Annotated in this window: 13 protein-coding genes; all 13 read left to right on the top strand. The window is 57.8% G+C overall.

From position 1 onward, the window contains the following. The first annotated feature begins 21 nt into the window (after nucleotides 1-21). Nucleotides 22-279: an exodeoxyribonuclease VII small subunit gene (xseB, locus tag AAFH99_RS16290; protein ID WP_043319238.1), complete on the top strand. Its 258-nt coding sequence runs from the start codon at nucleotides 22-24 to the stop codon at nucleotides 277-279. Further along, on the top strand, nucleotides 280-1,212 hold the full coding sequence (locus tag AAFH99_RS16295; protein ID WP_231491829.1) for a polyprenyl synthetase family protein: 933 nt from the start codon (nucleotides 280-282) through the stop codon (nucleotides 1,210-1,212). A gap of 438 nt (nucleotides 1,213-1,650) precedes the next feature. Next, complete coding sequence (locus AAFH99_RS16300) at nucleotides 1,651-2,106, top strand: Rap1a/Tai family immunity protein (protein WP_043319239.1); 456 nt, start codon at nucleotides 1,651-1,653, stop codon at nucleotides 2,104-2,106. An 83-nt stretch (nucleotides 2,107-2,189) separates the two neighbouring features. Next, a complete protein-coding gene (locus AAFH99_RS16305; RefSeq protein ID WP_043319241.1) occupies nucleotides 2,190-2,693 on the top strand; it encodes a Na+/H+ antiporter subunit E in 504 nt (167 codons plus the stop codon). Nucleotides 2,694-2,708: 15 nt separating this feature from the next. After that, nucleotides 2,709-2,993 carry a monovalent cation/H+ antiporter complex subunit F gene (locus tag AAFH99_RS16310; RefSeq protein ID WP_043319243.1) on the top strand — a complete coding sequence of 95 codons (285 nt, stop codon included), beginning with the start codon at nucleotides 2,709-2,711 and terminating at the stop codon, nucleotides 2,991-2,993. Next, on the top strand, nucleotides 2,986-3,384 hold the full coding sequence (gene mnhG / locus AAFH99_RS16315) for a monovalent cation/H(+) antiporter subunit G (RefSeq protein WP_156035275.1): 399 nt from the start codon (nucleotides 2,986-2,988) through the stop codon (nucleotides 3,382-3,384). Before AAFH99_RS16310 ends, mnhG begins: the two co-directional genes overlap by 8 nt. A gap of 98 nt (nucleotides 3,385-3,482) precedes the next feature. Beyond that, nucleotides 3,483-4,574: a DUF4040 domain-containing protein gene (locus tag AAFH99_RS16320; protein ID WP_043319246.1), complete on the top strand. Its 1,092-nt coding sequence runs from the start codon at nucleotides 3,483-3,485 to the stop codon at nucleotides 4,572-4,574. 1 nt (nucleotide 4,575) lies between these two features. Then, nucleotides 4,576-4,974: a cation:proton antiporter subunit C gene (locus AAFH99_RS16325; RefSeq protein WP_051687168.1), complete on the top strand. Its 399-nt coding sequence runs from the start codon at nucleotides 4,576-4,578 to the stop codon at nucleotides 4,972-4,974. A 3-nt stretch (nucleotides 4,975-4,977) separates the two neighbouring features. After that, on the top strand, nucleotides 4,978-6,465 hold the full coding sequence (locus tag AAFH99_RS16330; protein WP_043319248.1) for a monovalent cation/H+ antiporter subunit D family protein: 1,488 nt from the start codon (nucleotides 4,978-4,980) through the stop codon (nucleotides 6,463-6,465). Further along, complete coding sequence (locus tag AAFH99_RS16335; RefSeq protein ID WP_406828271.1) at nucleotides 6,462-7,943, top strand: proton-conducting transporter membrane subunit; 1,482 nt, start codon at nucleotides 6,462-6,464, stop codon at nucleotides 7,941-7,943. Before AAFH99_RS16330 ends, AAFH99_RS16335 begins: the two co-directional genes overlap by 4 nt. 1 nt (nucleotide 7,944) lies before the next feature. Continuing rightward, complete coding sequence (locus AAFH99_RS16340; RefSeq protein WP_043319252.1) at nucleotides 7,945-8,283, top strand: hypothetical protein; 339 nt, start codon at nucleotides 7,945-7,947, stop codon at nucleotides 8,281-8,283. Continuing rightward, the gene (locus AAFH99_RS16345) at nucleotides 8,276-9,979 is read left to right on the top strand and encodes a Na(+)/H(+) antiporter subunit D (protein ID WP_197023821.1); all 1,704 of its coding nucleotides are present in this window, start codon (nucleotides 8,276-8,278) and stop codon (nucleotides 9,977-9,979) included. The genes AAFH99_RS16340 and AAFH99_RS16345 overlap by 8 nt, the downstream gene beginning before the upstream one ends. A 169-nt stretch (nucleotides 9,980-10,148) precedes the next feature. Then, nucleotides 10,149-12,080 (top strand): 1-deoxy-D-xylulose-5-phosphate synthase, encoded by a 1,932-nt coding sequence (gene dxs / locus AAFH99_RS16350; RefSeq protein ID WP_156035277.1) that lies wholly within the window; start codon nucleotides 10,149-10,151, stop codon nucleotides 12,078-12,080. Nucleotides 12,081-12,325: the final 245 nt, after the last annotated feature.

A 12,325-nucleotide genomic window follows, 5' to 3' on the forward strand; every position in this document is an offset into this window, starting at 1 on the left:
GTCCTATCAGAGAATTACCCCATGGCCGCGAAGAAGAGAGCCGCAACATTCGAAAGCGCATTGGAAGAGCTGGAGCAGCTGGTAGAACGGCTGGAAAGTGGCGATCTGCCCCTGGATGAAGCCCTCTCGGACTTTGAGCGCGGGGTAAAACTGACCCGCGAATGCCAGCAGAAGCTGGCCAGTGCCGAGCAGAAAGTGAAGGTGCTGATGGAAGAGAACGGAAAGGTGCAGGAGCTGCCCTTCGACGCCGCCGATGAATTTTCCGGAGACGCGGAGTAAGTGAGCAGTTCTTCTCCGGCTGCCACGCCCGTGCCCGCCAAGCTGAAAGCCTTCCTGCAGTCCTCCAGTCAGCAGGTCGAGCAGACCCTCAAGGCCGCCCTGGCCGACCAGAGTGACGCCGAAGCCCTGTTTGCCGCCATGCAGTACGCCGCCCTCGGCCCCGGTAAACGCCTGCGCCCGGCACTGGTTTATGCCTCGGCATTGGCACTAGCCGGTGAATCAGCGTCCGCAAAATGCCACGCGGCGGCGGCCGCTCTGGAGTGCATACACGCCTACTCCCTGGTACACGACGACCTGCCGGCCATGGACGACGACGACCTGCGTCGCGGACGCCCCACCTGCCATATCCAGTTTGATGAGGCCACCGCGATCCTCGCCGGGGACGCCCTGCAGTGCCAGGCATTCGAGTTACTGGTAAACGCACACTTGCCGGCGGAGCTGAAGGTGACCGTTCTTGCTGAGCTCGCGCGCGCTGCCGGCGCCCGAGGCATGGTCGCCGGCCAGGCCATCGACCTCGCCGCCGTCGATCACACCCTGACCCTGGCGCAACTTAAAGAGATGCACCGTCTGAAAACCGGTGCGCTGATTGTCGCCAGTGCGCGCATCGGCGCCCTGATCGGCGGGGCGGATGATGCCCAACTTGCCGCGATCACCCAGTATGCCGAGGCAATTGGCCTGGCATTTCAGGTACAGGATGACATTCTGGATGTGACTGCAGACACCCAGGTACTCGGCAAAACCCAGGGGGCTGACGCAGCGCGCAACAAACCCACCTACGTTTCGCTACTGGGGCTGGACGGGGCTCAGGCCAAAGCCGATGAGCTGCACCGGGAAGCAAGCCTGGCCCTGGGGAAACTTTCCACTGGCGCCAAAAGCGTCAACACCGACATTCTTCAGCAACTGGCCGATTACATCGTCAAACGACGTTATTGATCGGTCTGACCGATCGTCACCAGGCGCCACTTTCAACACCCTGGCAGAGGCGCGGATCCGCCCAGCCACTTTCCCCTATTCGCTCGCGTATTCCCGCCGGTACCGACCTCAACGCCAAATGATTGGCTTACTCCCTCTGCCACGAAAACGGCACCCATACGCCGCGCCCCAAATCCCCTCCAAAACTTGTGAAACATTGCATACCGGCACGACCGCAGAGCTTTCCTGTGCTTTATTACAACCGTGCGCTTTCAAAAAATACCAAGGCAAGCTCAGTTCTTGGCAGCCGAACCAATTTGACGAACAACAAAAACTCTGCAAGATTTACCAAAGCCTGCACACGGAAAGGCCCCACGCCCCGCAAAAATAGAAAAACACTGAGGGTGCTGGGTGTGTACAGGTGAAATAAAACATAAATAAAAATAATAGGTGACGAGAATGAAGCAACAACTGCGTTCAGTGATTGCCCCCGCGGCCGTCGCCGCATTGACAATTGGCCTGACAAGCGATGTACTTGCAGAACCTCTCACGGCAACGGAGCTGATAGAGGCTTGCAAAAGCCACCAGGTTGACCAGCAAAGCGCCCAAGCCACCAGCTGCCGGGCATTTATCCACGGCTACCTGTCTGCAAGCAGAGATATTGTTGCCGCAGACGAGCGCCCATCCGAATTTGTCGCACGCGCCATTCGCACGCGTGCCAGCCGCCTCTCCGACGACGCGGCCCAACGGCTCAGCAGCCGCTACTGTCTGCCAGAGGCAGCAACGCTTGACACCCTGATTGGCAAAGTCTCAGAACTTTCACAGCCCTTTGCCGAAGAGGCAACGGCGGAATCCGCGATGCTGACAGTTTTTGAAAATCACTATCGCTGTAAAAAAGATGTACCGAACCCCTGATGTGGTTTCGTTGCCCCACTTGGCCAGCGCTCACCACACCGGGCTTATTCGCACTCTAATATGGTTTCTGTAGTAGATTATTCATGCGTTATACCCTGTGCCTTTTTGCCGTTCTCGCATTTATATGGCTGAGTAACTCCGGGCAATACACTGCCCTGATTCTCGCTTTTGGCTTAGCTTCCACGGTCTTTGTGATCCTCATTGCCCGGCGCATGAAAGTGGTGGATGGAGAATCCCTGCCGCTGCAATTGTGGGCAACGTTACCCGGTTACTATCTGTGGCTACTGCGCAAAATCATCGTCAGCAATCTGGAAGTGGCCGCCTGTGTGTGGGGCGGTATCGTTTCCCGACGCACGACCATCTCCCCCTGCAGTGAACGTATCCCCGTCGACCTGTCATCCGATCTCGGCCGGGTTCTCTATGCCAATTCCATTACCCTGACCCCGGGTACAGTAGCAGTGGACATCGATAATAACTCGGTGCTGGTACATGCGCTTCGCCGCAGCGGCCTGGATGATCTCAAGCGGGGCGAGATGGAACGGCGGGTTGCGGCTCTTACCGACGACACACCCGTTTCTGAACTCTGACAGGGCAGATTAAAAATGCTGAACGCTACATTGATTGCCCTGCTCGTCGTTATGACGCTTGCGCTGATACGCGCGATAAAGGGGCCGACGATTCACGATCGTATTCTCGCAGTGAATATGTTCGGCACAAAAACCGTTCTGTTGATTGCCGTTATCTGCTTTACCTTTGGCGAACCCGAATATCTCGATATTGCCATCGTCTACGCGCTCATCAACTTTGTGAGTGTAATCGGGGTATTGCGGTATTTTGAGTTCCGCACCCGCAATGGTAACGGCGCGCCGGAGGTGACCGGTGATTGAAACAGTACAATCTTTTGCCAGTGGCACCCTGCTTTTACTGGGCTGTTTTTTCATGTTGACCGGCGCCGTGGGTGTGCTGCGCTTTCCCGATTTCTACTCCCGCATGCATGCGGCGGGTATTACCGACACCCTCGCCACCTTACTGATTATCAGCGGCCTGATGCTCACCGCCGGCTGGAGTCTTGCGCTTTTTAAACTGGCGCTGATCATGCTGTTTATTTTCTTTACCAGCCCCACCGCCAGCCACGCGCTCGCGCGCTCGGCGCAACTCAGCGCACTACGCCTGCCGCAGATTGCGCCAGAGCCTGCACCGACAGAAATGACTAACTCACAACCTGTGGATACATCGCCAGACGCCGAGCCTGAAGCCGCCGACAGCACCCGCGTCTGAGCGTCACATGTATCAGGCAACCGGGGCCAATTTCGGAAATTGACAACCACAATGACGACAACCAAAACAATACCGGCAGCCATCGAGGGTCGATACCGATGAACCTGCTACTTGATATCGCGCTACTGGCCCTGTTGCTGGTCACCGCCATTTCCATCGCCTGGATCAAAGACCTGTTTGCCGCAGCCATGCTGGCGGGAATTTACGGTCTGCTGTCGGCGGGCTTTTTCATGACCATGGGCGCGGTGGATGTCGCATTTACCGAAGCGGCGGTGGGCGCCGGAATCTCACCGCTACTGATCTTGCTGACACTCGCACTTTGTGGCCGCTACCAACGCGCAGACCGCAATCGTGCGCGACTCGCCATTGCGCTTGTGGCCACCGTGGGCGCATTGCTGGTTACCGCTACCGTCGATATGCCATCCTTTGGTGATGCCAATGCACCAGCACAGGTGCATGTGGCACCTCACTATATCCAGGAATCCATGCGTGAAATCGGGATCCCCAATATCGTCACATCGGTATTGGCCAGTTACCGGGGCTTCGATACCTTTGGCGAGGTGGTGGTGATCTTTACCGCCGGACTCGGGGTACTGTCACTGCTGATGACCAATGCCGCACAACCTTTGCGGATTATGCAGCCTTCACCGGTACAGCAGGCATCACGGGATATCGTTCTGCGGGTTGTCGCCAAAGTGTTGATTGCTCCGATCATGCTTTACGCACTGTACGTGCAGTTCCATGGTGAGTACGGCCCCGGTGGCGGCTTTCAGGCAGGGGTGATCTTTGCGGTGGGATTTATTCTCTACAGCATGGTGTTTGGCCTGGACGCAGTGCGCAAGGTCGCCAGCCACGAGCTGGTCCAGCTGTTGGCGGCAATGGGTGTTCTGATTTTTGGCTGCACAGGACTGTTGAGTCTCGCCAATGGAAAAAACTTTCTGGATTACAGCGCACTGGCCGGGGACCCGGTTACCGGGCAACACATCGGCATTATCGCCATAGAAATCGGCGTCGGGATCACCGTCGCCTCGGTGATGATCATGATTTCCTATCTGTTCTCGGCGCAGCTGCGCGACCGGGAGGCTGAACTCGCGATCAAGGGCACACCGTCCTATGCAGACGACACCACCGGCGGTGAGGTCAGTCGCGGTCTGTCCCCACTACAAACACTGGAACGGGGGGCAGGTTAGGATGTTATTGGCATCGCACTACAACTACTGGATCGTCATTGCGCTGATGATGATCGGCCTGTACATAGTGATCGCCCAGGGCAACCTGGTGAAGAAAATCATCGGATTGAATATTTTCCAGACCTCCGTTTTCATTTTTTATATCAGTGTGGGCAAGGTGGATGGCGGCAGTGCGCCCATTCTGCATGAGGGCGACACTCTCTATTCCAACCCGCTGCCCCATGTGCTGATCCTTACCGCGATTGTTGTGGGCATTGCGACCACCGCACTGGCACTGGCGCTGACCATTCGCATTAAACACGCCTATGGCTCCATAGAAGAACGGGACATTCAGGCTGCGGAAGCGCAGCAGGAGCGCACCTCGTCACAACCCCAGCCCGCGGTGGAAAAGGAGCCGTAGACCATGCTGTCGCACCTCCCTATTTTGCAGGTCATTCTGCCGCTGATGGCGGCCCCCTCCTGTCTGTTGATTCGTAAGACCACCCTGGTATGGCTGTTTACTCTCGCGGTCAGTGTGGCTGCACTGGTGGTCAGCATTCTGCTGTTGCAGCAGGTTTATGCCACAGGCCCCATCACCTATGAACTGGGCGGCTGGAAAGCGCCCTGGGGAATCGAATACCGTATCGACCTCCTTAACGCCTGGGTACTGTTTATCGTTTCCGCGCTCAGCAGCGTGGTACTGCTTGCCGCCAATACCAGTGTACAGAAGGAGCTGGAGCCCAATCGTCAAACCGTTTTCTATACCCTTTATCTGCTGTGCTTTGCCGGCCTGCTGGGTATTGTCGCCACCGGGGACGCGTTTAATGTATTCGTATTCCTGGAAATTTCCTCTCTATCCACCTATGCACTGATTGCACTGGGCAAAGACCGCCGCGCGCTGTGGGCAGCATTTCAGTACCTGATTATGGGCACCATCGGTGCCACCTTTATCCTGATCGGTATCGGCTTTCTGTATATGATGACCGGCACATTGAATATGGCGGATCTGGCCGCGCGTATTCCGCCGCTCGCCGAATCATCTACGGTACTCGCGGCATTTGCATTTATTTTTGTAGGTATCTGCCTGAAACTGGCACTGTTTCCCCTGCACCTCTGGCTGCCGAATGCCTATAGCTGTGCGCCCTCCATTGTCACTGCATTTCTCGCAGCAACCGCTACCAAGGTCGCACTGTATTTACTGTTGCGCTTCACCTTCACCGTATTTGGTGTGGACTTCTCCCTGTCACACCTGCCATTGGATATTCTGCTGATTGGCCTTGGGTTGGTGGGTGTGTTTGCCGCATCCATCGTTGCCATCTATCAGGCGAATATCAAACGCATGCTGGCGTTTTCCAGTGTGGCGCAGATTGGCTATATGGTAGTGGGTATCGGTATTGGCACCGCGACCGCGCTGCAGGCAACGTTGATGCACCTGTTCAATCACGCACTAATGAAGGGTGGGCTATTCCTGGCATTGGCGGGATTGGTCTATCAGACGGGCGGTTGCCGTATTGAGCACTTCCGCGATCTTGGCCGCACCATGCCCTGGACCATGGCCGCCATTGTGGTCGGCGGAGTCAGCCTGATCGGCATGCCGCTTACCGTAGGCTTTGTCAGCAAGTGGTATCTGATTGCTGCGGCTATCGAGCAGCGACTCTGGTGGGTGGCGGTGCTGGTGGTACTGGGATCGCTGCTGGCCGTGGCCTATATCTGGAAACTGGTGGAGGCTGCCTATTTCCAGGCGCCACAGAATAAAGCGGGTGCGGCGGAAAAACACGAAGCACCGCTGGGTATTCTGCTTCCGACCTGGCTACTGATCGCGGCCAATATCTATTTCGGGATTGACACCCGCCTGCCGGTGGAAGTGACTGCGGCAGCCTCACAATTCCTGCTTGGAGGGGCCGCGCAGTGAACGAATCCGACCTGTTACAACTGACCCTGTTGATTCCGCTGCTGGCACTGCTCGGTATTCAGCTCACCGCACGTCGGGAAAATATCCGCGAAGCGGTCTCACTGACTGCCGCCAGTGCGCTGTTTTTTACCGTCACCCAACTCTATCAACCCATGCTGAATGGCGACGTGATCGCTGCACACTGGCTGGATATTCTGCCGGGACTGGCTCTGGCGTTCCGCGTGGAGCCTCTGGGACTGATGTTTGCGCTGGTGGCGAGCTTTCTGTGGATTATCACCACCCTTTATGCGATCGGGTATATGCGTGGCCACGGCGAGAAAAACCAGACACGGTTTTTCAGCCTGTTCGCGCTTTCCATTGGCGCGGTAATGGGCATCGCCTTTGCGGAAAACCTGTTTACCCTGTTTATCTTTTACGAAGTACTGACACTTTGTACTTATCCACTGGTCACCCATGCCGGTACCGACAAGGCCCGCGCCGGAGGGCGTATTTACCTCGGTATTCTGCTCGGCACATCGGTGGGCTTTTTCCTGTTGGCGATTATCGCCACCTGGCTGCTCGCCGGTACGCTTTCGTTCCAGCAAGGGGGCGTTTTCTCGCCGGGTACTTCTCTCGCGCTTCTGTCTGTTCTGCTGGGGCTGTTTGTGTTCGGCGTGGGCAAGGCCGCGATCATGCCCTTCCACCGCTGGCTTCCTGCGGCCATGGTGGCTCCGACGCCGGTGAGCGCACTGTTACACGCGGTGGCGGTGGTGAAGGCCGGTGTATTTGTGCTGCTGAAAATCTGTCTGCTGATTTTCGGTATCGAAACCCTGCAGGCAATCCCGGCTACCGAATGGCTGCTCTACTTGGCCGGCATTTCGATTTTGCTCGCATCCATTATTGCCCTGCGACAACAGAATCTGAAAAAACGCCTGGCCTATTCCACGGTGAGCCAACTGGGCTATATCACCTTGGGTGCCCTGCTCGCCACCAGCGCGGGCATGACTGGCAGCGCACTGCATATCGTGATGCACGCCTTTGGCAAAATCACCCTGTTTTTCTGTGCTGGTGCCATTCTGGTGGCTGCGCACAAAACCGAAGTGAACCAGCTGTACGGACTGGGTCGACAGATGCCGGTAACCATGAGCGCGTTTCTGGTAGCCAGCCTGTGTATTATCGGTATTCCACCCACTGGCGGCACCTGGAGTAAGTGGTACCTGATGCTCGGCACCTTCGAGGCGGAACAGTGGATACTGATGGTGCTGCTGATGATCAGCTCGCTGTTAAGCATTGCCTACCTGCTGCCAATTCCACTGCGCGCGTTCTTCTCCAGCAGCACCCAGGATTCTGCTGACGCCCGCGCCCCTGCCGGTGAGGCTTCTGCCATCAGAGAAGCACCACTGCCGTCTTTGATCGCCCTCGGGATTACCGCGGCGGGCTGCATTTATCTACTGCTGTTCCCCAATGCATTTTATGCACTGATTGAGGCCGGGATTTAACATGAGTGCTGATAAGCAGGATTTCTTCGACAACCCCGATAACATCCGCAAAATGCTGCGAGTGTTTTACGCTATTTGCGCCCTGTTGTTTGCGGCGGATTTTGTGATTCATCGGCATACCGAGTTCCGCTGGGAGGGGCTGCCAGGTTTCTACCCGATGTACGGGTTTGTGGGCTGCGTGATTCTGGTGTTTGCAGCCAAGTGGATGCGTACCTTCCTCATGCGCCCGGAAGACTATTACGACAAGCGGGCGCTAACCGACTTTGATTGCACCGATAGCGGTGAGTCCACAAGCCTGAAGGCTACCGGGAAGGGCAATGGAGGGCATGATCATGCTTGACGTTGCACCGTTTATTCCGTTTTTTCTCGCCGCTCTACTGGGCCTGTTTCTGCGCGGTTGGGCGCGCGCTGCTCTATTCATCGCCGTACCGGTTCTCGGCCTCGCCAATCTATGGCAACTGGGCGCCGGTGGTTCCGGCGTTGAGTTTGGTCACTACGCCATTCTCGACTTCAACCTGCTGCTGTTCAAAGCGGATCGCTTGAGCCTGCTGTTTGGCTACCTGTTCCATATCGCCGCATTGATTTCGGTAATTTACGCCCTGCATGTACGCGACACCCTGCAACAGGTTGCCAGTATGCTCTACGCGGGCAGTGCCCTGGGTGCGGTATTTGCCGGCGACCTGCTCACCCTGTTTATCTTCTGGGAGCTGCTGGCGCTAACCTCGGTGTTTCTGGTGTGGGCACGCCGCAGCGGTCGCGCTTACGCGGCGGGGCTACGCTATTTCACCCTGCATATTCTCTCTGGCCTGTTATTACTCGCCGGGATTATTTTCTACAGTCAGACCCACAACACCCTCGCTTTCGGCGAGATTGGTCTCGACGACAATGCCTACAGCTGGATGATCTTTCTCGCCTTCGGCATCAAGTGCGCGTTTCCGTTTTTCCATGGCTGGCTTACCGATGCCTACCCGGAGTCCACTCCTACCGGCACCGTATTTCTCAGCGCATTTACCACCAAGGTCGCCGTCTACGCATTGGCTCGAACCTTTCCCGGCACCGAGCTTCTGGTCTATATCGGTGCCACCATGGCCTGCTTCCCCATCTTCTATGCGGTCATCGAAAATGACCTGCGCCGGGTACTGGCTTACAGCCTGATCAACCAGCTGGGCTTTATGGTGGTGGGCATTGGCATCGGCACGTCGCTGGCCATCAACGGCGCCGTGGCCCATGCCTTTAACGACGTGATCTTCAAGGGGCTGCTGTTTATGTCCATGGGCGCGGTGCTACACGTGACCGGCAAGATCAACGGCTCGGAACTGGGCGGGCTCTACAAGAAGATGCCCAAGACCACAGTGCTGTGTATTGTTGGCGCGGCGTCCATTTCCGCCTTCCCGCTGTTCAGCGGATTTGTCAGCAAGTCCATGGTGATGAGTGCGGCGATCAAGAACGGCTATGATGGGGTCTGGCTGATCCTGCTGTTCGCCTCCGCCGGGGTATTTCACCATGCCGGCATCAAGATTCCTTACTTTGCCTTCTTTGCCCACGACGCCAAACTGCCAGCCCGCGAGCCGCCGGTGAACATGCTGATCGCCATGAGTATTGCCGCAGCCCTGTGTCTTGTCATCGGCATCTACCCACAGGCGCTGTACAGCCTGCTGCCATACTCGATGTCCTACACCCCCTACGACGTGACCCACGTGCTGACCCAGTTGCAGCTGCTGTTCTTCTCCGCTCTGGCGTTCGTATGGCTCAATCTGCGCCACCTGTACCCACCGGAGCTGCCATCGGTGAACCTGGATGTGGACTGGATCTACCGCCGGCTGGTACCGGATGCCATGCGCGCCCTGTTCGAGCGCCTGTTCGCCCTCGACAACCGCCTGCGCAGCGCCACGCTATCGGGTGTGGAGCGGCTTGTGGACGGCATTGCCAGCCACCACCGTGCGGAGGGCGTAATGGCCCGAAACTGGCTCACCGGTAGTATGGTGGCCGGGGTGGTGCTGTTACTGGGGATCTACCTGGTGCTCGGATGGCTGTAACCGGCAGGCATCAAATATGACCGGAAAGCCGAGGTTCGGCGCGGGATGCAATCTCCCCGCTGGAGGCATACAATTCGCTTCTTATATCAGTTGCAATTGATACCTTGGGTCGTCGCGCCCCGTTTTTGAACGACCGCGACGCCCCTGGCTGCCCGATTCAGGACCCTTGATGTTCGACGAGATTCCCCGCCAGCGCCCATCCACGCCGCTCCTCGACCAGATTGATGACCCGGCCCAACTGCGCGCCCTGTCGGAAAAACAGTTGCCGGAACTGGCAACCGAGCTGCGTGAATACCTGCTCTACTGCGTGGGCCAGACCGGCGGTCACTTTGGTGCCGGTCTGGGCGTGGTAGAGCTCACCATTGCCCTGCACTACATCTACAACACCCCGGAAGACCGCCTGGTGTGGGATGTAGGCCACCAGACCTACCCGCACAAGATCCTTACCGGCCGCCGCGAGCAGATGCTTACCATGCGCCAGCAGGGCGGCCTGTCCGGCTTCCCCAAGCGCAGCGAAAGCCCCTACGACACCTTCGGTGTGGGCCATTCCAGCACCTCCATCAGTGCCGCCCTGGGTATGGCCCTGGGCTCCCCGGATGAGCGCAAGGTGGTCGCCGTCATCGGCGACGGTGCCATGACCGCCGGTATGGCCTTCGAGGCCCTGAACCATGCTGCCCACACCGGCAAAGACATGCTGGTGGTGTTGAACGACAACCGCATGTCCATCTCCAAGAACGTGGGCGGCCTCGCCACCTACTTCGCGCGAATTCTGGCAAGCAAGACCTACCTGAATATGCGCGAAGGCAGCCGCAAGATCCTGTCGGCCATCCCCAAGGCGTGGCAGCTGGCGCGCCGCACCGAAGAACACGTGAAGGGCATGATCACTCCGGGCACTCTGTTTGAGGAACTGGGCTTCAATTACGTAGGCCCCCTCGATGGCCACAATATGCAGGACCTGGTGCACACCCTGCGCAACCTGCGCAATCAGCGCGGCCCGCAACTGCTGCATATCGTCACCACCAAGGGCAAGGGCTTTGGCCCAGCGGAAGAAGACCCGGTGGGTTACCACGCGCTCAATAAACTCGAGCCGGAACCCAAGGTTCAGGTCGCCGCGCCCCCCGAAGTGCCTGGACAGCAGAAAAAGAAAGGCCCCAAATATCAGGATATTTTCGGCCAGTGGCTGTGCGATGCCGCGGAGCAGGATGAAAAACTGGTCGCCATCACCCCGGCCATGTGCGAAGGCTCCGGTATGGTCGAATTCGCCGAGCGCTTCCCCGAGCGCTACCACGACGTCGCCATCGCCGAGCAGCACGCGGTCACCCTCGCCGCCGGCCTCGCCTGCGAAGACCAGAAGCCGGTGGTTGCCATCTACTCCACCTTCCTGCAGCGCGGCTACGACCAGCTGGTACACGACGTGGCCATCCAGAACCTGGACGTCACCTTCGCCATCGACCGCGCCGGCCTCGTCGGCGAAGACGGCCCCACCCACGCGGGCAGTTTCGACCTGACCTTTATGCGCTGCCTGCCCAATATGGTCATCGCCGCACCCAGTGATGAAAACGAGTGCCGCCAGCTGCTCTACACCGCCTACCAGCACCAGGGCCCGTCTGCGGTGCGCTACCCGCGCGGTACTGGCCCGGGTGTGGAAATCGAAAAAACAATGACGGAGCTGCCGATCGGCAAGGGACGGGTGATTCAGGAGGGCAAAAACGTTGCGATCTTGAGTTTCGGCACCCTGTTGGCCCCGGCCCGCGAAGCCGCAGAAAAGCTCGGCACGACGCTGGTTGATATGCGCTGGGTAAAACCCCTGGACGAAGAGTTGATAGACCGTTTGGCCGACAGCCATGAGCTGTTGGTCACTTTGGAAGAAAACACGGTTGCTGGCGGTGCTGGCAGTGCGGTTTCAGAATACCTGAACCAGCGCATCGTTCCGGTACCGCTGTTGCAGCTGGGCTTGCCCGACAAGATCATCGAACACGGCAAGCACCCCAAACTGCTTGCAGAAATCGGCCTCGATGCCTCTGGTATCGAAGAACAAATTCGCGAACGCCAATCGCAAATGCACCAGGCCCAATCCAACGGACAAGCTGCAGCAATATAACACTTACGAAGCCGAGTACTCGAACTTAAGGCCGGGTGCCTGGGGCGGGTTTTCAGGATCGTCGCAAACAGGATGTTTGCGCCGAAGCTCCCAGGGATGGGTTTACAGCGGTCCTGAAAACCCGCCCCTGGTGCCCGGCCGCCACGCGCTCCGGACAGAGCTCCAATGACGAGCTCCGAAAGAGCTGCGGTGGCGCCGGGTCACTGGGTAAAGCTTTTCGGAACCGCTGTAAATACCCGCAAGCG

This window comes from Microbulbifer sp. ARAS458-1 (genome assembly GCF_045348205.1).
In the GTDB taxonomy this organism is placed as follows: Bacteria; Pseudomonadota; Gammaproteobacteria; order Pseudomonadales; family Cellvibrionaceae; genus Microbulbifer.

Bases quoted from the DNA above. Each gene is read 5' to 3' on its own strand.
- AAFH99_RS16320 (WP_043319246.1), top strand. From the start codon at position 3,483: ATGAACCTGCTACTTGATATCGCGCTACTGGCCCTGTTGCTGGTCACC.
- AAFH99_RS16340 (WP_043319252.1), top strand. From the start codon at position 7,945: ATGAGTGCTGATAAGCAGGATTTCTTCGACAACCCCGATAACATCCGC.
- AAFH99_RS16345 (WP_197023821.1), top strand. From the start codon at position 8,276: ATGCTTGACGTTGCACCGTTTATTCCGTTTTTTCTCGCCGCTCTACTG.
- xseB (WP_043319238.1), top strand. From the start codon at position 22: ATGGCCGCGAAGAAGAGAGCCGCAACATTCGAAAGCGCATTGGAAGAG.
- AAFH99_RS16330 (WP_043319248.1), top strand. From the start codon at position 4,978: ATGCTGTCGCACCTCCCTATTTTGCAGGTCATTCTGCCGCTGATGGCG.
- dxs (WP_156035277.1), top strand. From the start codon at position 10,149: ATGTTCGACGAGATTCCCCGCCAGCGCCCATCCACGCCGCTCCTCGAC.
- AAFH99_RS16325 (WP_051687168.1), top strand. From the start codon at position 4,576: ATGTTATTGGCATCGCACTACAACTACTGGATCGTCATTGCGCTGATG.
- AAFH99_RS16305 (WP_043319241.1), top strand. From the start codon at position 2,190: ATGCGTTATACCCTGTGCCTTTTTGCCGTTCTCGCATTTATATGGCTG.
- AAFH99_RS16310 (WP_043319243.1), top strand. From the start codon at position 2,709: ATGCTGAACGCTACATTGATTGCCCTGCTCGTCGTTATGACGCTTGCG.
- AAFH99_RS16300 (WP_043319239.1), top strand. From the start codon at position 1,651: ATGAAGCAACAACTGCGTTCAGTGATTGCCCCCGCGGCCGTCGCCGCA.